Raw genomic sequence first — 24994 nt, 5'->3', positions numbered from 1 at the left:
CAGAGTCAGACCCGATTGGACGGGTCGCCCGTGCCGCCGGTCAACGCCGCGGCGAGCGCGCCGCGGACGACCACGTCGTCGCCGAACTGCGTCAACTGAATGTCGGGGATGTTCGACATCACCATGTCGTCTAAGTGCTGGCGGATCGGCTCTAGCACCTGTTCGGGGTTGTTGAGCGCGACCGCGCCGCCGACGTAGATGACGAGCGGTGCGTACGAGTGGACGATGTTCGCGACGCCGATGGCGTTCCAGTAGCAGATCTGCTCGAGGACGTGCGTGGCGAAGTCGTCCTCGCCGGCGTACTCGAAAATATCCGCCGCGGAGAAGTCCTCCGTCTCGATGGGAAGGGCCGTCTCGACTGGGTCCTCGCGGTGGAGTTGCGTCGCGTACCGCGGGATGTTCTCCCCGGAGCAGTACGCCTCCCAGTGGCCGTCGTGGCCGCAGCCACAGGTCATGAAGCCCTGCGGGTCGATGGTGAGGTGCCCGACCTCGCCGGCGTTGCCGTCCCAGCCCGAGAGGATGTTCCCGTCGACGGCGACGCCCGCCCCGACGCCCGAGGAGATGGTGAGATACACCATGTCGTCGGGGTTCCGGTCGGAGTAGAAGCGCTCGCCGATGACGCCAGAATTGGCGTCGTTGTGCAGCGACACCCGATCGCTCTCGATGAGGTTCTGGACCGGGCCTGTCAGCGGAATCCGGTCGATCGTGTCGGGGAGGTTCGCGGGGTTCTCGACGACGCCTTCGGCGAGGTCGAGCGGGCCGAAGGAGGCGATACCGGCGGCAGTCACGTCCGTCGGGTCGACGTCGGCGGCGTCACAGGCCTCGCGGAGCGCGTTCAGGACCGCCTCCGTGACGGCGATCCCCGCTGGCCCGCGCGGCGTTTCAGTCTTGTGTGACGCGACGATAGAACCGGTCTCGTCACCGATGACGGCGCGGATGTGTGTCGCGCCGAGGTCGACCCCTGCGTAAGCGCCCATGCTGGTCGAAGGGTTGCCCCAGCAATACTTAACTACACAGATTCTACCGCGCCTAGCGCTCCCGTTCGGCGACCGAGATGTCCTCGCGGCCCACGGCTTCCTCGTAGACCACGCCGCGCTCTGCGTCGAGCGTCACGGTCGATCCGTCGGACGTGTCGTCGGGCAGTGCGGCGTTCGAGATCATCGGAATCGACAGCTCTCGGGCGACGATGGCCGCGTAGCTCGTCACGCCCTCGTGGGCGTCGATGATCCCCCCGATGCGGCTGGCGTCGCCCACGAACTCGCCGTCGAACCCATCCGGCACGACGACGATCGCCCCGTCGGGAACCGTCGAGAGGTCGCCCGCTTCCCGATCGGTCGTCCCCGACAGCCGGTGGATCGGCCCCGTCACGAGCCCGTCGACGATCGAGCGCCCGCTGGCGACGGTCTCGGCCGCGACGTGGACTTTCAGCATGTTCGCCGTGTTCATTCCCTCCAGTTCCGTCATCATCCCCGAGAGGACGACGACGGTGTCACCGCTGTCGGCCGCTTCAGTGTCCAGTGCGGCCTGGACCGCCGTCTGGATGACCGCGTCGGCCCCCTCGGTGGTGTAGCTCGTCGTCACCGGCGTGATCCCCCACGAGAGCGCGAGCCGTCGTCGAACGCGCTCGCTCGGCGTCGACGCGACGATGGGAATCGACGGTCGGTACTTCGCCGATTTGAGCGCCGTGTAGCCGGATTCGGACGCGGCGACGATGGCTGACGCGCCGATGTCCCGCGCGAGGAACCGTCCAGAGCGGGCGAGTGCATCCGTGCGCGTATCTCCGGCGTTGGGGACGCGTTGTTCGCGTGACTCGGCGTACTCCTCGCTGTCTTCCACGTCGCGGATGATGCGGTCCATCGTCTCGACGACGCGGGGCGGGTGGTCGCCGATGGCCGTCTCGCCCGAGAGCATGACCGCGTCCGTGCCGTCGAGGACGGCGTTTGCCACGTCCGAGGCTTCCGCGCGGGTCGGCCGCCGGGAGTGGACCATCGAGTCCAGCATCTCCGTCGCCGTGATGACGGGGACGCCCGCCTCGTGACACCGGCGGATGATGCGCTTTTGAATGATCGGCACGTCTTCGAGCGGGCACTCGACGCCGAGGTCGCCGCGGGCGACCATCACGCCGTAGGCCTCGTCGATGATCGAATCGAGGTTTTCGACGGCCCCGGCGCGTTCGATCTTCGCGATGATGGGGATGTCGACGCCCTGCTCTTCGAGGGCCTGATTGATCTCGTAGATGTCCTCGCCCGAGCGGACGAAAGAGGCGGCCACGAAGTCCGGTTCCTTCTCGGCGGCGACCTCGATCTCCTTGCGGTCTTTCGCCGTGATCGTCGGGAGGTCGAGTTCCACGCCGGGGACGTTGACGCCCTTACGGGCGGCGAGTTCGCCGCCGTTCTCGACGGTCGCGTACACCGTCTCGCCGTCGACGCGCTCGACGGTCGTCTCGATGCGCCCGTCGTCGAGCAACACGCGGTCGCCGGGTTCGACGGCCTCGATCGACTGGGAGAGGCCGACTTCCTCGGGGGTGGCGTCGTCCCCGACGACGTACCGGACCGTCGACCCCTCCGCCAACTGAATCGGCTCGTCGATGTCGGCCGTCCGTACTTCGGGGCCGGGCATGTCGAGCATCGCCGCGACCGGTTCGTCGACGGCCGCGTCGACCTCGCGGATGCGGTCGATCATCTCCCGGCGGTGCTCGGGCGAGCCGTGGCTGGCGTTGAGCCGCGCCACGGACATCCCCGCTTTGGCCAGCGACGCGATGTCCTCGACCGAGTCCGACGCGGGCCCCAGCGTGCAGACGATCTTCGCGCTACGCATGGCGATCACCGCGGCGGGTCACGAGTTTACATGAACCGTAGTTAATCATGGCGTACCCTTCCGAACGAGGGGATAAGAAGCTTGTTGGACGGGCCGGTTATCGCGAGATGGCTTCCGTTTCGCCGCGGAGAATCGAGCGGACTTCACCGGGGGAGACGACGGCGATGTCGCCGGGGATCGACCGCTTGAGCGCGGCCGTCGCCGCACCCCAGGCGAGCGCGTCGGCGACGGACTCGCCGGTGAGGTACTGCGAGAGGAAGCCGCCGACGAAGGAGTCGCCCGTCCCGACCGGATGTGCGTCGGTCGCCGCGAACGTCGGCTGTTCGACGACCTCGCCGTCGACGTGGGCGAGCGCCCCGTCGCTCCCGCGGGTCACGACCGTCGCCTCGAAGCCGAACTCGTCGCCGAGACCCGACGCGATGGACGCGGCATCGCCGCTCCGGTCAAGGACGACCTCGGCGTCGCGCTGGGCCACGACGAGCACGTCGACCGCGGGGAACAGGTCCGTCAGGACAGCGCGGGCCGCTGCCGGCTCCCAGAGCTTCGAACGGTAGTTCAGGTCCATACACGTGGTGGTCCCCGCGTCCTGGGCGACCGAAAGGAGGTCGGCCGTCGTGGCTTCGAGCGTCTCCGACAGCGCGGGCGTGATCCCCGTGGTGTGAAAGCCCTCGGCGTCGGCGATGGCGTCGGTCGGCAACTCGGCCGTCGTCGCCGTGGTGACGCTCGCGTTCCGCCGGTCGTAGATCACTTCGTTCCCCCGTGGCCGTTCGCCCTGTTCGAGATAGTAGGTCCCCTGCCGACCCGTCTCGGACTCGTCCCAGACCACGTCGACGGTCACGCCGTGTCGCTGCAGTTCGCCAGCTACCCGGCGACCGACCGGCGAGTCGGGGAGTTTCGAAGTCCAGGTCGAATCGAGGCCGAGGCGCTGGGCGGCCACTGCGACGTTCGATTCCGCGCCCGCCGCGCGAACGTTGTACTGGTCTGCGGTCTCCAGTCGCTCCTCTCCGGGCGGCGAGAGCCTGAGCATCGTCTCTCCGAACGTGACCAGATCCGTCATATCACTCACTGGTCACCGGGTTCGTATAAATCCCAGAGAAGTACCGGTCGAAAACCGACGTCGTGACGGTAAAACAGAATGTCTGAGCGACATATTTCAAGATCAGCGACACGATCCTCCAAAAGCTTTTATGCTATAAAAATTTACAGAAATTAGTATGGACACAAGGACGAATGGTGGTGGGCCGTCGATCTCTAGGCGGAGCCTACTCCGATCCGTCGGCGCGGCTGGTCTCACTGGCCTCGCCGGTTGCGGCAGTAGCGAAGGGATGACTGGGGGTGGAGACACGCCGGAACCGACACCGACGCCGGTCGGGAACTATCCGGTCTCCGGCGACACGGCGACGTTCGGATTCAACATCGCGGGGTCCGGCCCGTACTCGACCTCCGGGCAACAGGAGCGCCGGGGTCTCGAACTGGCCGTGAAGCACATCAACGAGGGTGGTGGCTGGGTGTCTGCCGACGCCTACGACTCGCCACTGAGCGGGGACGGCCTGCTCGGGAAGAGCGTCGAGTACGTCGTCGAAGACACGCAGAGCAGTTCCGACGCCGCCCGGACCGGTGCGGAGAAACTGCTCAACAGTGACGACGCGATCATGCTCGCCGGAGGGACGTCGAGCGGGACCGGCCACGTTCATCAGGAACTCGCGGCCGAACACCAGGTCGTGTACATGGGAACGATGTCCCACGAGGACGCCCTGACTGGCGCCGACTGCAACCGCTACTCGTTCCGTGAACTGTTCAACACCCACATGACCGCGCGGGCGCTGGCCCCGGTCCTGGTCGAGGAGTACGGCGAGGACGTGGACTACGTCCAGTTCTTCTCAAAGAACGACTGGGGGACGGCACTCCGAGACGAGATGGACGGCGCCCTCGAAGGGACCGGGTGGTCGCCCGTCTGGAACCGCGGTGCACAGGTCGGGACGCGGGACTACTCGCAGTACATCGACGACCTCGAACAGGTCGACCACGACGTGGTCATCCTCAGTCTGCGCGGACTGGACGCGGCGAACGCGCTCAGAGAACTCCGCGAGGCGTTCCCGGAGACGGCGTTCGTCCTGCCGCTGTACTCGCTCGAAGTCGCCCAGACCGCGGGCGACGCAATCGGTGGCGTCCTCGGGACCGTCGCCTGGAGCGCGAGTATCGACACGCCGCTCTCAGCCGCATTTCGGGAGGCGTTCCGAAACGAGTACGGCAGCACGACCGGTTCGTCGAAGTCGGCAGTCCCGTCCGGTCCGGCTCACGTCGCGTACACGCAGGTGCTCCAGTACGCGAGTGCAGTCGAGCGCGCTGGGACATTCAACCCCAACGAGGTGATCTCCCAGCTCGAGGACCACGAGTACGACGCCGGACTCGGAACGCAGACCCTCCGAGCCTGCGATCACCAGGCGATGCGCCCAGTTCCCGTCGTCAGGGGCCGCCCCGAGGTCCAGCAGTCCTACGGGGTGTACTACAGCCCGCTCGGCGACCCGAGAGACGTTCGATACGCGTGCGACAGCGGTCCGGCGGCCAACTGCGGTCTCGGAGGTTCGAACCAATGAGTCAGGAAGACACACAATCGACAGGCAGTAACGGAACCGATTCGGAATCGTCCGGTGGCATCCTCGGCGTGATCGTCCCCAACTTCATCCGACGGAACTTCGCGCTGAAGTTCGGGATCGTGCTCATCGTCATGGCGCTCTCGGTGGGGCTCGTCGGCCTCGCCGCCACGGAACAGGTCCGCTACTACACGGAACAGCAGGTTCTCAACGACTACGAGAGCGCCGCTGCACAGGAGTCCGACATCATCGGACAGTGGGTCAACAAGAACAGGCTCGCGACGAAGTTCGTCTCCTCGAGCGACGTCTGGGCCGGGAACGACACGGACGAGATCGGCATCGAACTCAGTAATCGGAAGGCGGCATTGGCTGCCGACGCATCCGACGTACACCTCGTCGAACGACGACTGACGCAGTCCGAGATGGTCGCGTCCACGTCCAACTCGGACGTGTTGCTGAACTCGCCGCTGGCAGAGCGCAACCGCGGCTGGGTCAACAACGCCTCCTTCGAGACGGCCGGCGACGTCGTCGTCTCGGACGTGTACCAGACGAACTCCGGGCCGGTCATCGGCTTCATCAGTCCCGTCGACGCCTCGCAGAACCGCTACATCCTCATCGAGTACTCACTCGGTGAAATCGCCGACTCCCTGCAGGGCAACGACCGGGCGGAGGGCGGCTTCACGCAGGTCGTCAACACCGCCGGGGTCGTCATGATCGACGAACCGCGAACGAGCGACCAGCGCCTCGGCGACGATATGCTCCAGGCGTACAGTTCGAACCCCCGCGCCAACGAACCCATCGGGCAGGCTAACGAGCTTCGATCGAGCGAGCAGGCGTCCGGAGTCGTCGCCAGTATGCCCTCGTACGACGTGCTCGACGAGCGCTACACCGTCGGGTACGCGCCGATTCAGGGAACGGACTGGGTCGTCCTCGTGCACGCACCGAACTCCGCGGTCTACGGGTTCGTCCAGGACGTCCAGCGATTCGGTCTCATCGGCACCGCGCTGATGGTGTTGCTCATCGGTGGCGTCGGTGCCATTCTCGGATACAACACCGCGTCGTCCATCGACCGACTGACCCGCAAGACCGACCAGATGCGACAGGGGGACCTCGACGTGGACATCAGCACCGGCCGCATCGACAACATCGGTCGCCTGTACGACGGGTTCGCCGACATGCGCGACGCCCTCAAGACCCAGATCGACGAGGCCGAGCGCGCCCGCAAAGAGGCCGAGGTCTCGCGGGCCGAGGCGATGGAGGTCAACAACTACCTCCAGGGCAAGGCCGACGAGTTCTCCGACGTGATGGAGGAAGCCGCGGCCGGGAACCTCACCGAACGGATGGAAACCGACGGGGAGAACGAGTCGATGGACCGCATCGCCAGCGAGTTCAACGGCATGATCGGCGAACTCGAGAAGACGATCGGCCAGCTCAACAGCTTCGCGGACGAGGTCGCGGAGTCCGGTGACATCGTGCTCCAGAGCGCGGAATCGGTCCGCGACGCCTCAGAGCAGGTCGCCGAATCGACGCAGAAGATCTCCGACGACGCCTACGATCAGAAGGACCGCCTGTCCGCCATCTCGCGTGACCTCGACGATCTGGTCGAGACACTCGAAGACATCGAAGCGAACAATCCGCAGGTCGACCTGGACGACTCGCTCGAGCAGTTCCGCGCCGTGGCGACCACGCTCCAGTCGGCCGCCGACACGAGCGATCAGATGATGTCGGAGACAGAGACGGTCGCGGGTGCGGCCGAAGAACAGGCCGCCGAACTCAACGAGGTGTCCTCGCGCGCCGAGCAACTCAAACGGTACGCGAAGCCGCTGGGTGACATCCTGAACCGCTTCGAGACCGAGGCGGAACACGAGTTCGTCTTCTCCGGCGGGCCGTCACAGAGCCTGGCAGAGGAAGACGAGTAAGGCCGTCGCCGACGCTGTTTTTTTCGTTACTGCCGGTCGTCCGACGGAGACGGCGGTTCGTTCTCTCTCGCAGTCACGGGCCCGTCGAGGAGCGACGATGCGAGTCGGTCTGCGACCGTCGGGCTGACGGTCCCGGTGAGCTGTCGGGCCTCCGTCTCGCAGTCGTCCAGATCGAGCACGTCACGGAAGAACCGGAGGAGGATCTGGTAGGTATCGTTCAGATCGGCAGCCGTCGCGCGCCCCTCGTCGGTGAGCGTCGCACCCTGGTAGGGTTCGTAGGTGACCAGTCCGCGGGACTCCAGGCGCTGAAGCATCTCCGTCGCCGCCGCGGGCGAGCGATCCAGCGCGTCTGCGATGTGGCCCGGCGAGACCGGCGGCTCCGCTTCCTGCTCGGCCCGGTAGATCACCAGGAGGTACTGCGGCTCACCGATCATGGCTCCGTGGCGACGGCGGGTCAGTTCGGCGTCCGCTCTCGATGGCGTGCTGCCCGCTCCCACCGCCGGTAGCAGCACGGCTCACGTGTTCCGAGAACGGCACTCGGCGTCTGGTTCCGCGTCGCTCTCGGGCCCGTTGCCGGTGTCGTGGGCGTCGGCGTCGCCGAAGAGCGCGAGGTACAACCACGCCCACGTCTGCGTGCGCTGCCGTCGGAGGGGCTGCTGCATCGCGCGGTCACCTCCCCCGACCGCGAACGAACGCCCGGCTCATCGGTCGAACCTCCCGGTGACGATGTCAGCGATCCGCTGGCGGTCGAAGAGTTCTTCGTCGCCGAATACGTCGGGATAGAGCCCGCGGGCCGCCCGCTCCAGCTGGAAGAGGTGAACGATCGGGCCCTGGTAGGTCAGTCCGCCGTAGAAGACGCGCCCGTTCTGGACCGCCGTGAGTGCGCTCGCGACTTCGTGGTCTTCCATGTGTGCCACGACGTTCTCGGCGAAGTACGCCTCGGAGACCTCCCCCTGGATTCGGACCGCGATGGCGTCTGGATCGATATCGAGCAGCGTCTCGTAGTCGATCGTTCCGCCGCCGGCCTGGGCGTCCGTGACGCCGTGTTCGGCGAGCGCGTCGCTCACGCCGAGATCTCGCCACTGCTTCGACTGTGTCCCGTCGCCGACGAGATACGGGTAGAACGACTCCGGCGGCATCTCGGCCGGGTAGAGGAGCGCGATTTCGGGCGTCGTCGACGGCAGCCGCGAGCGGACGGACGAGACGACCTGGTCGTGATGGGACTTGAACGCCTCGTATCGGGCCCGTTCGTCGAAAACCGCGGCGAGTTTCTCGAAGCCATCGTACAGTGAGTAGTAGCGGTAGTCGTGCCAGTCGTAGGAGCGCGTGAAGATCGTGTTCCCGAAGAAGGGGGCGACGGCGGACTCGACCTCGGCCACGTCCTCTCGGTCCCAGCCGAGTCGGTTGACCATAAAGTTCGGATCGACGACGTGGAGGTCGGCGTCGAGTTCGTAGAAGACTTCCTTCCCGGTTCCGTCCTGCCAGAGCTGGGTCAATTCGTCCGCCTCGACGGTGACCCCGGAGAGGTCGTCGTAGTAGTGCGTCCCGAACCGTTCACGGACGCCGATCGCCGAGAGTCCTTCGGCCTGTCCGAGCGCGACGCCCATGTCTGCGTAATCGCCTGTATACGCGAACCAGGATTCCGGGGGGCCATCGAACTCCACCGTGCCGACCGGTTCCATCGTCACCGAGTACGTCGCGTCCGTCGGTGCCGTCGTCGCCGTCTCACTGGGCGTCCCGCCGCCGTTCGTCGCACGATCTGTCGCCGTCTCCGGGGCGGTCCCGCCGGTGTCGCCGGCTCCAGAGCACCCCGCCAGCAGACCGGCACCGACGACTGCACCGCCGTAGCCGAGGTACTTCCGCCGCGTCAGCCGCTCGCCGCGTGCTGAGTCATCGTCCATGTGGATTAGGGCAGCCTAAACAATATTAACAGCTTCGGATTTTTGGCAGTCCTAAAACACCGGGCGAGTGCGTCATTACGGCTCGACGTCGCGACGAGAATGAGGCGAAATGCAGGCTTATATCTATCCACGGTAAAGAGAGACGCGAATGTGACTACGCCCCACCAATTACCGTGTTTTGGGACCGATTCTGTACAGATATTCGTTGTACTAATCCACAGATAGGCCCTTCTCGATATCTTATTTCTAGATATGTCCCTATATGGGAATATTATAGGGGCAGAAAGGACAGAAGTGAAATAGTAACTCGATATCGAGTATCTCTGTGTCGCTTGGTACGGCTATCACACACGAAGCAGAACCGGTACTACCATCTCCACGCCCATGTGGCCGGGAGACGACGGGACAGAAGGGAAGCCGACTGGACGTACCGAACCTACCTCGTCTCCGGTAATATCGTACGACGTGGCATCTCCCGTGTAGGGGTCGACTTCCAACAAACCGGATCCGACCCGACCGGATGCGGGCTTCGCGGGCCCGATCCATTGCGAATAACAACTGTACATATATTATGACAGGCAGTGCGGCCGTCCCACAAGTGCGGGATTTCCCACAGTTCCGGTGATATCGGACTGTTGTCTTGATAGTATGTATCATTGACTTCTCGATGGCCAGACTTCTGATCCCTCAGAACGCAATTGCCTCGAATTCCGGGCTTCGTTTGCCGATTTCTCCCTGGTCAGTGGCTCACGGGTGCGGACGACTGGCGACGAGTTACTGATCTGATTCGACGATACCGGAAATATCCCCCTGCGTGATCCGGGTCAATACCGACAATCCGTGAGGCCGCGTCCGGGTAAGCTTTAGTAGCGACCCCGACGACTGTGTCGCTATGCTGGATACCCACACGCACGCGTGGGCGGCCCCGACCGACGACCACCCGTGGGTCAACGGCCCGCTCATGGATCTCGTGGACTCGTTTTCGGTCCACACCGTCTACACTGCCGAACGACTCCTCGCAGACATGGACCGCAACGGTGTCGACGAGGCCGTCGTCGTCGGCTACCCGATCTGTGACTGGACGGACAACTGGTACACCCGCGAAGTGGCCGAGGCCTACGACCGCCTGTACGGCATCGTGATGCTGGACCCGTTCGCCGACGACGCCGCGGCACAACTCAGGCGCTGCATGGACACCGACGGCGTCCTTGGCTTCCGACTGGGGGCCGCCTGTCCGTACGACCAGATGTGGGAGACGTTCGACCCGAGCGTCACGTGGCTCCGGGACGCTATCGAGGAGACCGATTTCTGGGAAGCAGCGATCGAGATGGACGCCGCCGTCCAGATCCTCTGTGACCACGGCCAGCTCGACCAGGCGCTCGAACTCGTCGAGACGTACCCCGAACTCGACTACCTCTTCGACCACTTCGCGCACGCGGGGCCGGCGACGCCGACCGACGAGGGCTCTTTCGCCCGGTTCGCCGACCTCGCCGACTACGACGGCGTCGCGGTGAAGGTCTCGGAGATTCCTCACATGTCGGAGTCGGCGTTCCCGTACACCGACATGCACGACCACGTCCGGTGGTTCCTCGACACCTTCGGCCGCGAGCGCGTCGTCTGGGGCTCTGACTTCCCGAACGTCAGCGACGTGGCCAGCTACGCCGAGGCGTGCAACTGGCTGCGACAGGTCGACGGCGTGTCCGCGGAGGACAGGGCGTGGATCACGGAGCGGGCGTTCCGGCGGCACGTGGGACTGACGTGACGCCGCCTCGTCGGTCGAGCGACGGAGCAGAAGCGAGTTCGACGGCCGTCGGAACCGGGCAGACGTTCTCGTTCGAGAACGAGACGGTCATCGACACACGCACGTGGGCGTTCAACAACGCGCCGTGGGACCAGCAGAAGGTCGTCACCGTCGGCGACTACCAGTACGTCCCGTACTGGGACCACGCCGGACGCCTGTCGCTCGCCCGGCGAAACCTGCGCGACGACACGGTACAGACCATCCACTTCGACTGGACCGTCCCAGACGAGGACTCGCACCGGAACACCGCGATAGGGACAGACGACGACGGCCGGCTTCACGTGACGTACGACCATCACGACGACCCCTTCCACTACCGCCACTCCTCGACCGGGTTCCTGACGAAGCCGCCATCGAGCATTGCGACCGGCGATTTCTCGGAAAACACCGACATGGGTCTGCGCGGAACGGAAGCCCCCGTCACCTACCCGCGGTTTTTCAACGATCCGACCGGGACGCTGTACTGCGAGTACCGAATCGGGTCGTCCGGTGACGGCAACTCGTCTCTCCACGTCCACGACTCGGCGTCGAACTCGTGGACCCGAGTCGGGATGGTGTTCTCGGGCGACGGGACCTACGGCCCGTGGGACGACTCCACGAGTCGGAACGCGTACCACCACGACTGGACCTTCGACGACAGCGGGCGACTGCACGTCACGTGGACGTGGCGCGAGACGTGGGAGACGTGGCGGTCGAACCACGACGTGCACTACGCCTACAGCGACGACGGCGGCGACACGTGGTACGACAACGACGGCGCGCTCGTCGGCGACGTGACCGCGAACGACCCGATTCGGGTGGACGACGGCGGCGTCGTCGTCGACGCGCCGGTCGACTCGTGGCTCGTGAATCAGGGAACGCAGGCACTCGACTCGGACGACCAGCCCCACATCTTCACGTCCCGCTCGACGAACGCGACCACCGACCTCGGCGACGCCAACCGCCACTACGTCCACTACTGGCGAACGACCGACGGCCAGTGGCACGAGCAGTACATCGACGACACCGCCGTCGACCTCTCGAACGTCGGCATCGAACCGACCCGCGCGGACGACATTCTGCTGAACCGCGACGGCCTGCTGTTCGACGCGGACGATACCCTCCACGTCTACACCGTGGTCGACGAGCGACTCTACGCCGGGGTCGCCACGGCGTCGTCGGGGTGGACCGACTGGACGATCTACTGCCTCCACGAGGGGCCGATCACCGGGATGGACGGCCGGAAACACGACGCGCGTCGCTGGGAGGACGCGGGCGTGCTGTCGATCCCGCTGGAACGACCTAGCGAGAGCGGCACGAAGTTCGTGATACAGGAGTACTCGCTCGGTGCGACGACCGTTCCGGCGGCCCCGACGTTGTCGGTATCGAGGACAGCGTCGACCGCTGTCGCCCTCTCGTGGACCGAAGCCCGGGGCGCGGTGAGTTACACGGTCTATCGCCGACCGCTCGGCGGTCGCTTCGCCGTCGTCGAGAGCGGCGTCGCCCGGAACTCCTTTTTCACGCAGTACACCGACACGAGCATCGATCCGGGTACGGATTACGAGTACGGGGTCGAGGCCGTCAACAGCGCGGGCGGGAACGGCTCGAACGTGGTGCGGACGACGACGGACAGGACTGGATAGCGACCGCCAGCGGCGGGTGGGTCGCAAAGTCAGTTCCGCAGCACGAGCGCGCATCTCGATGGGGGCCGAGGCCTCACTCGACCAGCAGTTCGACCGGGTGGCGCGGCTGGCGCTCCAGCAGGGCGTCGATCTGTTCGAGACACGACGTGCCGCTGGCGACGACGGGCCGGTCGCGAACGCCGTCGGCCTCGAACTGGTCGCGGAGCCGGCCGCCCACGTCCATGCTGAGTTCGTAGTAGTCGCGCTTGTAGCCGAAGCTTCCGGCCATCCCGCAGCATTCCACGTCGGAGGTGACCACGTCGAAGCCGCGGTCTTCGAGAACGGCGACGGTGTGGGCCTCCAGTCCGAGCGTTCGCTGCTGGCAGTGGCTGTGGTAGGCCACGCCAGCGCCGTCGCCCGCCGCGAGCGCGTCCGCGTCGGCCCCGTTCTCCAGCAGGCCGTAGACGTACTCCATGACCTCGTAGCTGCTGTCGGCGAGGGTCGCGAAGGCGTCCTCGTCCACGAGGCGGTCGTACTCCCGGGTGAACATCGCGAGGTCGCTCGGCTCGACGACGACCACGTCGTAGCCGTCGGCGACGTAGGGCGCGAGCGCCTCGGTGACGCGCTCGGCGTGGTCGGTGGCGGTGGCGACCATCCCCTGCGAGAACGGGGCACGACCGCTCGACGGGGCCTCGGGGACGACGACCTCGACGCCCAGCGTTTCGAGGGCCTCGACCGCCGCCTTCCCTCGCTCGACCTGAACGTGGTTCGTGTAGAGGTCCGGATAGAGGACGGCCCGGCGCTCGGGGTTTTCGACCGTCGCGTCCCGGCCGGCGAACCAGTCGACGAGCGTCTCGCGCTCGAACTCGGGGAGGTCGCGCCGCCGGTCGATGCCGAGGGCGCGCGACATGAGCCACCGCGACGGCCCGGTGTCGGCCAGCCAGTTCGAGAGGGGCGCGGTCGCGCTCCCCAACTTCGCGACCGTCTCGAAGTTGCCGAAGAAGCGCTTCTGGAGGGGCGCGCCCTCGTCCTCGGCGTCCGGCGTCAGCCCGTCGACGAGCCACTCGGCCGGCTGCTCGCCCTCGCGGTTGATGCGGTCGCGGACGACGGTGTTGATCCACGGAATGTCGATTTCCACAGGGCAAGCATTGACACACCGAGTACAGCCGGTACAGAGGTCGTTGAACTCCGCGGCGGTGTCGAGCCCTTCGATGCCGGCCTCCCACCCGGTCGCGATGCCGCCGGAGTACGTCTCCCCGCCGAAGGCGTGGCCGCCGACGTGCTGGAAGTTCGCACACGAGTTCGAGCAGGCGGAACAGCGGATGCAGTACAGCGTCTCCCGGAGCTGGTCGTCCTCGCGCATCGCCAGCCGGCCGTTGTCGATGAGCACGAGGTGGAAGTCGCGGTCGGCGTCGAACTCGGACAGCGGCGTCTCGTCGTCCGCGAAGTCGACCACCGGCGTCTCGACCGGCGGCGTCAACAGCGAGACGTAGGAAGTGATGTCCTGGCCGGTCCCCGAGCGGCCGATGAGTTCGACGAAGGGCGCGAGGTCATCGACGCTCGGAATCACCTTCTCGACCCCGGCGACGGTGATCTGGGTGTCCGTCGCCGCGACGGTCTTTCGGGCGTTGCCCTCGCTCGTGACGAGCGCCATCGTCCCGGTGTCGGCGGTCAGGAAGTTCGCGCCGGTCAGTCCCACCTCGGCGTCGACGATCTGCTCGCCCAGCTTCTCGCGGGCGAAGTACGTGAGTTCCTCGGCAGTTTCCAGCGGTTCGTCGGGGTCGAAGCGCTCGTTGAACAGGTCGGCGATGGCCTCGCGTGACTTGTGGATAGCCGGCGCGACGATGTGGGAGGGGGCTTCGTCGGCGACCTGCAGGACCCACTCGCCGAGGTCCGTCTCGACCACGTCGACGCCGTCGGATTCGAGCGCTTCGTTGACCTCGATCTCCTCGCTGGTCATCGACTTGCTCTTGACCACGCGGTCGGCGTCGCGGTCGGCGACGACCTCGCGGATGTACGCGTTCGCGTCGGCCGCGTCGTCGGCGAGGTACACCGTCCCACCGTTCTTCTCGACGGCGGCCTCCAGTTCGTCGATGAGTTCGGGAAGCCGCTCGATGGCGTCTTCCTTGATCGCCCGCGCCTCCGACTTGAGCGCCTCGTAGTCCTCCAGATCGGCGACCGAGGCGTACCGCCCGTCGTTGAAAGCCCGGGTGTTCTCAGCGACCGCCGCGCCCTCCGTCCGCATCAGTTCGCGGATCTCGTCGGCTTTCGCCATCGTCAGTCGTCCTCCGCGAGCACGAGCACGTGGACAGTTCTCGGCCCGTGTGCGCCCTTCACCAGCGCGCCCATGTCTGCCGTCGCGCTGGGGCCGGTAGCGAGGATCGCACTCCCGCGTGTCTCGGCGAAGTCCTCGCCCAGCGTCTCGATTCCGTCCCGCATCTCGTCGACGAGGTCGGCCTCCCGGACGACGGCGACGTGGTGCTCGACGAACAGGCTCACCAGTTCGCTCGCGCGGTCGGTCAGCGACAGGGCGAGCGTGCCGTAGTCCCCGACGCCGAGTCGCGCGCCCGTCACGCCCGTCGTCGCCTCGCGGAGCGCGACTGGCGTCGGGTCCACGGAGACTGGGGTCTCGTCGAGCGACAGCGCCGGGTCGTCGAACGTCTCGTCGAGCGGGACGCCGACGGCCGGCGGTTCGACCGCCTCCGCGACGTGGTCGGCGAACTCGTCTCGCTGGACCCGTGTCACCGGCACGTCCAGTTCGCGGAGAGACTCCTCGAACGACGCGAATGTGGCTCCTGACATCAGTACTCGGAGGCAGGCGCTCCTTCGATATTTAGTTTGGGTTGCACCGGTCGATCAGCGGGCCGTTTCACCGGAGTCAGACGCAGGGGTGTGCGATACTAACGCCCCCGTCAGTTTGACTCGCTGCCGACGCGGCGACGAACATCTCCGGTCCGGTCGTCCAGTTATGTGAAACGAGGGTGTAAAATACCGGTAAATTTATTATATATACGCTTCGTCGTTTGAAATAGCGTCTCATGACACACGATAGTACGTCGTCCGGACTCGACAGGCGTCGCTTTCTGACTGGAGTCGGCACCGCAGCGGCCCTCGGACTCGCCGGGTGCAGCGGCGGTGACGGCGGTGACGGTGGGGGAACCGGCGGTGGCAACGGCGGCGACGGCGGCGGTGGCGACGGCGGGAGCGGTGGCGGCTCGCAGAACCTCGACTTCTGGCTGTTCGGCGGCATCCCCGCAGAGCGCGAGTACATCAGCGGCCACTACTCCGAGTACAGCGAACACAACGTCAACTACCAGCACCAGGAGTGGGGCCAGAAGTACCAGATCATCGCCTCGGCGGCCGCGAACAACAACCTTCCCGACGTAATGGCCGGGCAGTGCCAGCAGATCCCGGACTACGCCGGGGCCGGCGCGATTCAGCCCCTCGACCAGAGCCAGTTCGCGGACCGCCTGGAGGAGATTAACAGCCACTTCATCGACGCCAACATCCAGACCCAGATGTACTCGGGACTGGGCGACACCGACGGCGAGCACCAGTGGGGGCTTCCCGGCGGGTACGCCGACCTCGGTCCGTTCATCGACATCCGCACGGACTACCTCGAACAGACCAGCTTCGACGCGCCGCCGCGGTCCTGGCCCGAACTGATCCAGCTGGGCGAGGAGATGCAGGAGATCGACGAGGTCTCTGCGGCCATCACGGCCCCGGGGACCGACTTCGGCCTGACGACGGGGTACTTCATCGGGTTCGTCTACGCGAACGGGGGTCGGTACTTCGACCCCGAATCGATGGAGGCGACGGTCGACCAGCCCGGTTTCGTCGACGCCGTCAAGCTGTACCAGGACATCGCGGAGGCCGGGCTGTTCCCGGACTCCTTCGCCGAGAACGATCACATCGCCGCGGGCCGACTGCTCCGCGAGGGCGAATCGGGCATCTTCATCACCTACTCCCACGCGAACGCCGTGTACCAGACGACGGGCGCGCCCCAGCCCTGGCTCGACGGCGAGGGCCACACCGTCACGCGCGCGCCGCTGCCGGAGAGTCCGTCGGGCGACTTCGAGCCGCGCGACCTCCTGCTCCAGAACGCGCAGGGCTTCATGATGGGTAACGGCACGGCGAACGACGCCGAGCGCAGCGCCGCCTTCGACTACATCGAGTGGTGGAACCAGCCCGACCAGCTCGCGCCGTGGACCTACGCCTCCGAAGCCGACGTGGGCATCCGCGGCCGCGTCCCGACGCTCCAGAGCGCCTTCGAGGAACCGACCGACCTCTTCCGGAGCCAGTTCGGCGACCTCGTCACGCTGTACGAGAACGACGATCTGTTCACCCGCACCTCGCGGTTCCCGTCGTTCTCCGGGCTCGCCTCCATCCAGAGCACGATCAACACCGAGGTCATCCAGCCGGTCGTGCTCGGCAACGCGACCGCCGAGGAGGCCTGCGCCAGCGCGAACTCGGCGGTCCAGGAAGCCATCGACGAGAACCTCGCCTGAGGTCCGCCGACCGTTTTATGTGAACACACCGCAATGATCCCTACCACACTATGAGTTACGTAGACAACGCACAGGCGTCGTACGAACACGCGATCGAGCGGGTCCCCGAAGGGGTCCGGGTGTACCTCCCGATACTTCCGGTGATGTCGCTCGTCGGGGTGTTCATCCTCTACCCCATCGCGCAGGCGATCTACTCCAGTTTCTTCGACAAGGACCTCCTCTCGCCGGCGGAGGCCGAGTTCGTCGGCCTCGCCAACTACGCCGAGATCTGGACGAGCGAGACCATCCACCAGGTGCTCTGGAACACGTTCGTCTGGGTGGCCGTCGGAAGCATCGCGGCCATCGTGCTCGGCTTCCTGATGGGGTGGCTCCTCTACGAGAAGCTCCCCTTCACGAGCGTCGCCAGCGCCATCGTCCTCATCCCGTGGGTCCTGCCGCGGGTCGTCGGGGCGTCCATCTGGCAGTTCATGTTCGGCGGCTCGCAGGGCATCATCAACGAACTGCTGGTGCAACTCGGCGTCATCGACGAGTACATCGTGATGCTCGGCTCGACCGAACTGTCGCTGTGGCCGCCCATCGTCGGGATGATCTGGCGGCTCGCGCCCCTCTTTGCGCTCCTGACGCTGACATCGCTGCAGGGCATCGACGAACATCTCTACGAGGCCGCGCGCATGGACGGGGCGACCCCGTGGGAGCAGTTCCGCTACATCACGCTCCCGATGATGCGGTACAACCTCGCCATCGGCTTCCTCCTGATGCTCATCTACAACATCAGGAACTTCTCGATGGTGTGGGTGATGACCAAGGGCGGTCCCGGCGTCTCCAGCAGCACGCTCCCGGTGATGATCTACCGGACGGCGTTCGTCGACTTCAACGTCGGCCTCGCGTCGGCGCTGTCGATGCTGCTGTTCGTCGTCCTGCTCGTGTTCTCTTACTACTACATTCAGGTGTACGACAAAGTGCAAGGTGAGTTCTAATGGCGACAGACACCCAAGACCCGAAATCTGAGTTCCGCAAGAATCAATCGTGGCTGTACGACACGCAGTCGGGGACGTACGTCCGCAAGTCGCTCATCGGCCTGCTGACGTTGGTCGTCTTCACGTACGTCCTGTTCCCGCTGTACTGGATGGTCGTGACGGCGTTCAAGACGACGTCGGAGATCCAGCAGATCCCGCCGACCGTCTTCCCGGAAGATCCCTCGCTGCAGGGCTTTCGGATGGTCGTCATGTCGTCGCTCCAGACGAGCGGCTACGACGCGTTCTTCGAGCAGTCGTTCGGGTGGGAGATCTCCTCTGCCATCGACATCGACATCCTGACGCTCATCCTGAACAGCCTGAAAGTCGCGGTCGGGGCCGGTCTCATCGCGCTCGTCCTCGGAACGGGCGCGGCGTACGTCCTCTCCCAGCGCGAGTTCCGGGGCAAGAACGCCATCATGAGCCTCCTGCTCGCGTCGCTGATGTTCCCCGGAACGGCCATCATGGTCCCCGAGTGGGAACTCATCTCGACGCTGGGACTGTTCAACACCCACCTCGCGCTGATCCTCATCTACGGCGCGATGACCTCGCCGTTCGTGGTCTGGCTCATGAAGGGCTTCTTCGACGACTTCCCCGACTCCATCGTCGAGGCCTCACGCATCGACCAGTGTACCCCCTTCGAGACGTTCTGGTACGTGCTGGTGCCGATGGCGCGTAACTCGCTCATCGCGTCGTTCATCTTCGCGTTCCTGCTCGCGTGGAACGAACTCGTCTTCGCGCTGACGCTGCTCGACAACTCGAAGTTCACCGTTCCCCCCGGACTGCTGACCTTCGTGCAGGGGTTCAACACCCAGTGGAACGTCGTCGCGGCCGCGTCCATCATCATCTCGCTGCCGGTCCTGGCCGGACTGGCGTACATCCAGCAGTACTTCGTGCAGGGTCTCACCGGCGGCGCTGTCAAGGGATAGCCCCACAGCGTCGTCAGGACGGCACTTTTATTATGCGGTGGACGGTAACATTGGACAATGACACACCTAGAAGTCGACGGTGTCACGAAGGTATTCGGTGACCCCGAGAAAGACGGCGTGGTCGCCGTGAACGACCTCTCGATCGACGTCCCCGACGGAGACTTTCTGGTCCTGCTTGGCCCCTCGGGCTGTGGCAAGACGACCACGCTCCGCATGATCGGCGGGCTCGAAGACCCGACCGAGGGCGAGATTCGCTTCGACGGGACCGTCGTCAACGACATCAAGGCGCGCAACCGTGACGTGGCGATGGTGTTCCAGGACTTCGCGCTGTATCCGCACATGACCGTCCGGGAGAACCTCGGCTTCGGGCTCCGGCGCGAGGACAACGACATGACCGACGAGGAGATCGACCAGCGCGTGACCGAAGTCGCGGAGATGCTTGAGATCGAGGAGCTCCTGAACAACAAGCCCGCACAGCTCTCTGGCGGCCAGCAACAGCGGGTCGCGCTCGGTCGCGCCATCATCCGGGAGCCGCGGCTGTTCCTGTTCGACGAGCCGCTGGCGAACTTGGACGCCCAGCTCCGAAAGACGATGCGGACCGAGATCGACGAGCTGCAGTCCCAGGTCGGCATCACCTCGGCGTACGTCACCCACAACCAGGAGGAGGCGATGACCATCGCCGACACAATCGCCATCCTCAACGACGGCAAGCTCCAGCAGCTGGGCACGCCAGACCAGGTGTTCAACGAGCCGGCGAACCTCTTCGTCGCGCAGTTCGTCGGCAGCCCCGACATGAACCTCTACTCGGGGCACGTCACGGACAGCGGCGACGACTACACCATCGAGACGGACGACACGAGCTTCGAGATTCCGAAGGCGCTCGTCGAGTCCGAGATCGACGCGTCCGACGTGCTCGTCGGGTTCCGGCCACAGGACCTCTACCAGCGCGCGGCCCGGCTGACGGAGGGCCCCGACGTGGACGCCGAGGTGCGCGTGGTCGAACCCGTCGGGACGGAGGCGGTCGTCCACGCCGAGACCGAGAGCGGCGACATCACCGCGAAAATCGGCGGCTTCCACGATCTGGCGGCCGGCGACTCGCTGACGTTCACCATCGCCCCGGAGCACGTCTACCTGTTCGACGCCGAGACGGAGGAACTCATCAAGGGGCGGCTCATGTCGGAGCGCGCCGAGGACGCCCCGACCAACGGCGTCGAAGTCTGAAGGCGGACCGCCGCACATCACACTCGCAGCCCGGACCCGGGAGCACCGGCTGAACGCCGGAAAGCGACCCGCACACCCAAAATTATTAACCGGAGTACGCGAATGGTTGGAGTGAGACAGCCAGTCACCAGTCTCCGACTACCAATGAAAGCAATCGTTCAGACGGGCCCCCGCGCCGTGGAGACACAGGAGCGGGAGGTCCCCACGCCAGACGCAGACGAATTGCTCGTGAAAGTCCACACGGCAGGGCTGTGCGGGAGCGACGCCCACGCCTACAAGTACGACGGTGGGTACGAGTGGGTCCCCATCCCACGGATCATGGGCCACGAATACTCGGCCGAAGTCGTCGAGGTCGGAAGCGACGTGGAGGGATTCGCCGAGGGCGACAAAGTCGTGGAGGAGCCGATCCACGACTGCGGCCACTGTTTTCAGTGCAAGAACGGCCAGCCGAACGTCTGTCAGAACTTCTCGATCACGGGTATGCACCGGGACGGCGCGTACGCCGAGTACGTGACCGTCGCGCCGGAACACGTCCACGCCGTCCCCGACGAGGTCCCGCTGCGCCACGCGGCGATCACCGAGCCGACGAGCATCGCCACGCGCGCCGTCCTCGACCGGTCGAACGCGACGCCGGGCGACACCGTCCTCGTCGAGGGGCCCGGCCCCATCGGCGTGCTCGTCGCCGCCGTCGCGGACTCGCTCGGCGCGAACGTCCTCGTCTCGGGCCTCGATCAGGACGCCGAGTACCGCCTGCCACTCCTCGAGGACCTCGGCATCGAGACGGTCAACGTCCAGTCCGGCGACGGCCTCGCGGCCGCGACGGAGTCGTTCACCGACGGCATCGGCTTCGACGTGGCCTTCGACTCGACGGGCCACCACACCGGCGTCGGGACGGCCACGGAACACGTCCGGAAGGGCGGACAGATCGTCGTCGTCGGCATCCCGAACCAGCCCAGCGAGGTCACCCTCACGCCTGTCGTGCGGGGCGAAATCGACATCGACACCTCCTACGGCTCGACGTGGACGAACTTCGAGCAGGCGCTCCGACTGATGGAGCGTGGTGCGATCGCGGTCGACGAGATACTGGACACGTCGTACTCGGTCGACGACCCGTCGGCCGCCTTCGAGGCGTTCCTGGGCTCGGAGACCTGCAAGCCGGTGTTCCAGTTCGACAGCTGAGCGTGTCACCGACGCGCGACCGCGGGCGGGTACTGGCGAGACTCGAATCGGGGGCAGAGGAGGCCTAAGACGGTGACAGAAAACGTTTTACTGCTGCCGGAACACGTCTACGTACGCGTTTGACTATGGAGATCACAGACATTTCAGCGACGAAAGTCAGTAACGAGTCGTGGGGCGAGTTCATCGAGTTCCCCCTCGTGACGATCATGTCGAAGTACGACGAGTACCGGAACGTCGACGGCGAGAACCCGCAGGCCCGTCGGAAGTGGATGGGACCGGTCGGCGACGTGGTCGTCGAGGTAGAGACGGACGCCGGGATCACCGGCGTCGGCGTCGGGAACTGGGGCACCGGCGCCATCGCCACCGTCGTCGAGGAGACGCTCTCGAAGATCGTCCTCGGCGAGGACCCGATGCGACGCGAGCACCTCTGGGAGCAGATGTACCGCGCGACGCTCCCCTTTGGACGGAAGGGCGTCGCCGTGATGGCGATCAGTGCCGTCGACCAGGCGCTGTGGGACATCGCCGGCAAGGATGCCGGGAAACCGGTCTACGAGCTTCTCGGCGGTCCGACCAAAGACGAGATTCCCGCCTACGCGTCGAACCTCCACCCCGTCGACATGGAAAAACTGGAGCGCGAGGCCCTCGAGTACGCCGAAGCTGGCTTCGACGCGATGAAGCTGCGGTTCCTCCACGGGCCCGAGGACGGACGCTCGGGAATGGAGAAAAACGAGGAGATCGTCAGGACCGTCCGCGAGGCCGTCGGCCACGAGATCGACATCGCGGGCGACGCCTACATGGGCTGGTCGGTCAAGTACGCCAAGGAGATGACCCAGCGCCTCGCGAAGTACGACATGGCGTGGGTCGAGGAGCCGGTCATCGCCGACGACATCCGCGGCTACGCCGAGGTCCGGGAGGCCGCGCCGATGCCGATCTCCGGGGGCGAACACGAGTTCACGCGCTGGGGCCACGAGGAGCTGCTCGAACGCGAAGCCGTCGACATCCTCCAGCCCGACGTGGGCCGCGTCGGCGGCATCACGGAACTCCAGAAGGTCGCGGACATGGCGGAAGTCCACGACGTGCCGGTGATCCCCCACGCCGGAACGAACCCCACGCTGCACGCCATCGCGGGCCACACGAACATGCCGATGGCGGAGTACTTCCCGACGCCCGAGTGGTTCCAGGAACAGCAAGAGGAAAAGGAGTCGACCTACGCCGACGCCATCTTCCAGAACCCCCCCTCGCCGGAGAACGGCTCCATTCCGCTGCCCGACGAGCCCGGCGTCAGCACGGAACTGAACCGCGAGGCACTCGATCACTTCGCCGTGGAGTGAGCCATGACGGACATCAGTTTCGAGTACAACGTTCCGGTGTTCGCGGGCGCGCCGGACGAGGAGGGCGGGGAGCCGGTCCACCGGGACACGCCCGAGTACGAGGCGCTCGACTGGGAGACGACGAAGGCGGGCATCCTGAAGGCCGAGGAGCTGGGCTTCGACGCCGCGTGGGCCCCGGACCACCTGCTGCTGGGCCGCGACCACGCGGAGTACGAGTGCTGGACGCTCCTCTCGGCGATGGCCGGGTTCACGGAGGACATCAACCTCGGGTCGCTCGTCCTCTGTAACGACTACCGCAACCCCGCGCTGGTCGCGAAGATGGCCGCGACGCTCGACGTGATCTCCGACGGGCGACTGGAGCTTGGTCTCGGCGCGGGCTGGCACGACCACGAGTACGACGCCTACGGCTGGGAGTACCGCGACGGCTTCGAGCGGCTGATGCGCCTCGACGAGTCTATCCGGCTGATGAAGCGCATGTGGGACGCCGGCAGCGAGGGCGCGAGCTTCGACGGCGACCACTACCAGATCGAAGACGCCTACTGCGCCCCACAGCCAGTACAGGACCCGCACCCGCCGATTCTGGTCGGCGGCCAGGGCGAGCAGGTCACGCTCAAGCTCGTCGCCAAGCACGCGGACGTGTGGAACACCGACGTGTTCAACGGCGACGTGGACACGCTCCAGCACAAGATCGGCGTCATCGAGGATCACTGTGAGACGGTCGGCCGCGACCCCGAAGACATCGAGTACTCGTGGGACGGCCACGTCATCTGCACCCGCGACGAGGACAAATTCGACCGCCTCGTCGACCTGATGACGCCCATCCAGTTCGAGGAGGAGTACCAAGACCAGGCGGACATCGAGACGGCCGACGACGCCCGCGAATACTTCATCATGGGCACGCCCGAGGAGTGCGCCCAGGCCATCGAGGACCGCATCGAGGCGGGCGTCACGAAGTTTCAGTGCTGGTTCATCGACTTCCCCGACACCAGTGGGATGGAGCTGTTCGCCGACGAAGTCATGCCCGAGTTCCGGTAGGGCGGACGAAGCGGCGGCCGCGAACCGCCCTCCTCTACGAGTACGTCATGTTGACTTCGATGACGTTGGCGCTCCGAAGGACGAGTTCGGGAATCTCCTCCGTGTAGCGCTCGCCGGCCATCCGGCTCCGGGGCCCGGAGACGCTCACGGCGGCGATGGCCTCCTGGTCGTCGCTGAGGATCGGCGCGGCGACACAGCGCATCCCCTGGACCCGTTCCTCGTCGTCCAGCGCGTACCCGCGCTCTCGAATCGTCTCCAGTTCGTCGAGCAGTTCGTCCCGGTCTGTGACGGTGTTCGGCGTGATCTCCGGGAGGCCGTGCTCGTCGAGTATCGCTTCGACTTCCTCGCGCGGGCGGTAGGCGAGAATCGTCTTACCGAGCGCCGTCGTCTGTAACAGCACGCGCATCCCGGCGTGGGTGTCGAGGTTGACCGCATCCGCCCCGCGGGCCTTGTAGAGGAACACGCCGAGGCCGTGCTCCTCGATGAGGAGGTTCGCGTGCTCCCCGGTCTCCTCGGCCAGCGAGTCGACTTCGGGGCGGGCGATACCGTACACCTTCTTGCGCGAGCGGGCCTGCTCTCCCAGTTCGAGGAAACGCGCGCCGACGCGATACTCCCCGTCCTCCTTGACGAGATAGCCCTGCTGTTCCAGCGTCCGCAGGTGGTCGTGGATGGTGCTCGTGGGCATCTCCAGCGCCGTCGCGAGTTCGGAGACCCCGGCTCCCTCCCGCTCGCGCAACTCCTCGATGACGTCGAAGGAGACTTTCGCGGCCTTGATCGGCACGGAGCGTTCGTCCATATTCTGGTATCGGACACGGGACCATATATTATTTCCGCTATCGCCGGATTTGCTGCCAAGTGGACCGGCACTCTGTCGCTCGATGCGCGGTTCGCGGGAGATTCACCCATGAACAATGCTGTACAAACAGTCGTACAAGTGGTTCTCGAGTGGGATTGCTCTCTCACCCGTCTCAGTCTCTGGAACCGAATCGAGCCGATCCGATCATGCCGGAAATCAGAGGTCTACCGGCCGTTCGGAACGGCCGTCGCGCCCTCGAACGCTGATCGTCCCGCCGATGGTTCGCCGTCTACTTCGGGCCGCTATCGCAGGCCCGCATCTCAAGATTTAAGTCCCGAAGGTGAGGTTA

20 protein-coding genes are annotated in these 24994 nt (G+C 65.7%); 11 read left to right on the top strand and 9 right to left on the bottom strand.

Going from position 1 to position 24994, the window contains the following annotated elements:
• Window positions 1–5 precede the first annotated feature (5 nt).
• The 3 genes from ACOZ4I_RS07120 to kdgK1 form a co-directional block, all read right to left on the bottom strand.
• Window positions 6–977 (bottom strand): ROK family protein, encoded by a 972-nt coding sequence (locus ACOZ4I_RS07120; protein ID WP_424004416.1) that lies wholly within the window; start codon window positions 975–977, stop codon window positions 6–8.
• Window positions 978–1029: 52 nt separating this feature from the next.
• Window positions 1030–2817, bottom strand: coding sequence for a pyruvate kinase (pyk, locus tag ACOZ4I_RS07115; protein ID WP_424004414.1), 1788 nt, complete (start codon window positions 2815–2817; stop codon window positions 1030–1032).
• A gap of 97 nt (window positions 2818–2914) precedes the next feature.
• Window positions 2915–3874 (bottom strand): bifunctional 2-dehydro-3-deoxygluconokinase/2-dehydro-3-deoxygalactonokinase, encoded by a 960-nt coding sequence (kdgK1, locus tag ACOZ4I_RS07110; protein ID WP_424004412.1) that lies wholly within the window; start codon window positions 3872–3874, stop codon window positions 2915–2917.
• Window positions 3875–4031: 157 nt separating this feature from the next.
• On the opposite strand from kdgK1, the gene ACOZ4I_RS07105 reads away from it, so the two are divergent.
• Both ACOZ4I_RS07105 and ACOZ4I_RS07100 read left to right on the top strand, forming a co-directional pair.
• The gene (locus tag ACOZ4I_RS07105; protein ID WP_424004410.1) at window positions 4032–5414 is read left to right on the top strand and encodes an ABC transporter substrate-binding protein; all 1383 of its coding nucleotides are present in this window, start codon (window positions 4032–4034) and stop codon (window positions 5412–5414) included.
• Window positions 5411–7330, top strand: a complete 1920-nt coding sequence (locus tag ACOZ4I_RS07100) for a HAMP domain-containing protein (RefSeq protein WP_424004408.1) — start codon at window positions 5411–5413, stop codon at window positions 7328–7330. Before ACOZ4I_RS07105 ends, ACOZ4I_RS07100 begins: the two co-directional genes overlap by 4 nt.
• 26 nt (window positions 7331–7356) lie before the next feature.
• Here the strand turns inward: ACOZ4I_RS07100 and ACOZ4I_RS07095 are convergent, their stop codons facing one another.
• The 3 genes from ACOZ4I_RS07095 to ACOZ4I_RS07085 form a co-directional block, all read right to left on the bottom strand.
• Window positions 7357–7764 carry a metal-dependent transcriptional regulator gene (locus ACOZ4I_RS07095; RefSeq protein ID WP_424004406.1) on the bottom strand — a complete coding sequence of 136 codons (408 nt, stop codon included), beginning with the start codon at window positions 7762–7764 and terminating at the stop codon, window positions 7357–7359.
• A gap of 81 nt (window positions 7765–7845) precedes the next feature.
• Window positions 7846–7992: a hypothetical protein gene (locus ACOZ4I_RS07090; protein WP_424004404.1), complete on the bottom strand. Its 147-nt coding sequence runs from the start codon at window positions 7990–7992 to the stop codon at window positions 7846–7848.
• 39 nt (window positions 7993–8031) lie between these two features.
• Window positions 8032–9231 carry an ABC transporter substrate-binding protein gene (locus tag ACOZ4I_RS07085; RefSeq protein WP_424004402.1) on the bottom strand — a complete coding sequence of 400 codons (1200 nt, stop codon included), beginning with the start codon at window positions 9229–9231 and terminating at the stop codon, window positions 8032–8034.
• 892 nt (window positions 9232–10123) lie between these two features.
• Here ACOZ4I_RS07085 and rhcC point away from each other — a divergent pair.
• On the top strand, window positions 10124–10993 hold the full coding sequence (gene rhcC, locus ACOZ4I_RS07080) for an L-rhamnono-1,4-lactonase (protein WP_424004400.1): 870 nt from the start codon (window positions 10124–10126) through the stop codon (window positions 10991–10993).
• Window positions 10948–12654 (top strand): BNR-4 repeat-containing protein, encoded by a 1707-nt coding sequence (locus ACOZ4I_RS07075; RefSeq protein ID WP_424004398.1) that lies wholly within the window; start codon window positions 10948–10950, stop codon window positions 12652–12654. The genes rhcC and ACOZ4I_RS07075 overlap by 46 nt, the downstream gene beginning before the upstream one ends.
• A gap of 73 nt (window positions 12655–12727) precedes the next feature.
• Here the strand turns inward: ACOZ4I_RS07075 and ACOZ4I_RS07070 are convergent, their stop codons facing one another.
• Both ACOZ4I_RS07070 and ACOZ4I_RS07065 read right to left on the bottom strand, forming a co-directional pair.
• Window positions 12728–14908 carry an LUD domain-containing protein gene (locus ACOZ4I_RS07070; protein ID WP_424004396.1) on the bottom strand — a complete coding sequence of 727 codons (2181 nt, stop codon included), beginning with the start codon at window positions 14906–14908 and terminating at the stop codon, window positions 12728–12730.
• A 2-nt stretch (window positions 14909–14910) separates the two neighbouring features.
• Window positions 14911–15435 carry an LUD domain-containing protein gene (locus ACOZ4I_RS07065; RefSeq protein ID WP_424004394.1) on the bottom strand — a complete coding sequence of 175 codons (525 nt, stop codon included), beginning with the start codon at window positions 15433–15435 and terminating at the stop codon, window positions 14911–14913.
• Window positions 15436–15671: 236 nt separating this feature from the next.
• Here ACOZ4I_RS07065 and ACOZ4I_RS07060 point away from each other — a divergent pair, with 236 nt between their 5' ends.
• The 7 genes from ACOZ4I_RS07060 (at window position 15672) to ACOZ4I_RS07030 (ending at window position 23849) form a co-directional block, all read left to right on the top strand.
• On the top strand, window positions 15672–17141 hold the full coding sequence (locus ACOZ4I_RS07060) for an ABC transporter substrate-binding protein (RefSeq protein ID WP_424004392.1): 1470 nt from the start codon (window positions 15672–15674) through the stop codon (window positions 17139–17141).
• Window positions 17142–17191: 50 nt separating this feature from the next.
• Window positions 17192–18118: a carbohydrate ABC transporter permease gene (locus ACOZ4I_RS07055; RefSeq protein WP_424004389.1), complete on the top strand. Its 927-nt coding sequence runs from the start codon at window positions 17192–17194 to the stop codon at window positions 18116–18118.
• Window positions 18118–19083, top strand: coding sequence for a carbohydrate ABC transporter permease (locus ACOZ4I_RS07050; RefSeq protein ID WP_424004387.1), 966 nt, complete (start codon window positions 18118–18120; stop codon window positions 19081–19083). Before ACOZ4I_RS07055 ends, ACOZ4I_RS07050 begins: the two co-directional genes overlap by 1 nt.
• A 57-nt stretch (window positions 19084–19140) precedes the next feature.
• On the top strand, window positions 19141–20304 hold the full coding sequence (locus tag ACOZ4I_RS07045) for an ABC transporter ATP-binding protein (RefSeq protein WP_424004385.1): 1164 nt from the start codon (window positions 19141–19143) through the stop codon (window positions 20302–20304).
• 144 nt (window positions 20305–20448) lie between these two features.
• Window positions 20449–21483: a 2-keto-3-deoxy-L-rhamnonate dehydrogenase gene (rhcE, locus tag ACOZ4I_RS07040; protein WP_424004383.1), complete on the top strand. Its 1035-nt coding sequence runs from the start codon at window positions 20449–20451 to the stop codon at window positions 21481–21483.
• Between the two features lie 125 nt (window positions 21484–21608).
• Window positions 21609–22814 carry an L-rhamnonate dehydratase gene (gene rhcD, locus ACOZ4I_RS07035; RefSeq protein ID WP_424004381.1) on the top strand — a complete coding sequence of 402 codons (1206 nt, stop codon included), beginning with the start codon at window positions 21609–21611 and terminating at the stop codon, window positions 22812–22814.
• Window positions 22815–22817: 3 nt separating this feature from the next.
• On the top strand, window positions 22818–23849 hold the full coding sequence (locus ACOZ4I_RS07030; protein WP_424004379.1) for a TIGR03560 family F420-dependent LLM class oxidoreductase: 1032 nt from the start codon (window positions 22818–22820) through the stop codon (window positions 23847–23849).
• 34 nt (window positions 23850–23883) lie between these two features.
• On the opposite strand, the gene ACOZ4I_RS07025 is transcribed toward ACOZ4I_RS07030, so the two are convergent.
• Window positions 23884–24645, bottom strand: coding sequence for an IclR family transcriptional regulator (locus ACOZ4I_RS07025; protein ID WP_424004377.1), 762 nt, complete (start codon window positions 24643–24645; stop codon window positions 23884–23886).
• Window positions 24646–24994: the final 349 nt, after the last annotated feature.

This window comes from Haloarcula salina (genome assembly GCF_049603855.1).
Lineage (GTDB): Archaea > Halobacteriota > Halobacteria > Halobacteriales > Haloarculaceae > Haloarcula > Haloarcula salina_A.
This window is presented reverse-complemented; position numbering and strand designations above follow the sequence as displayed.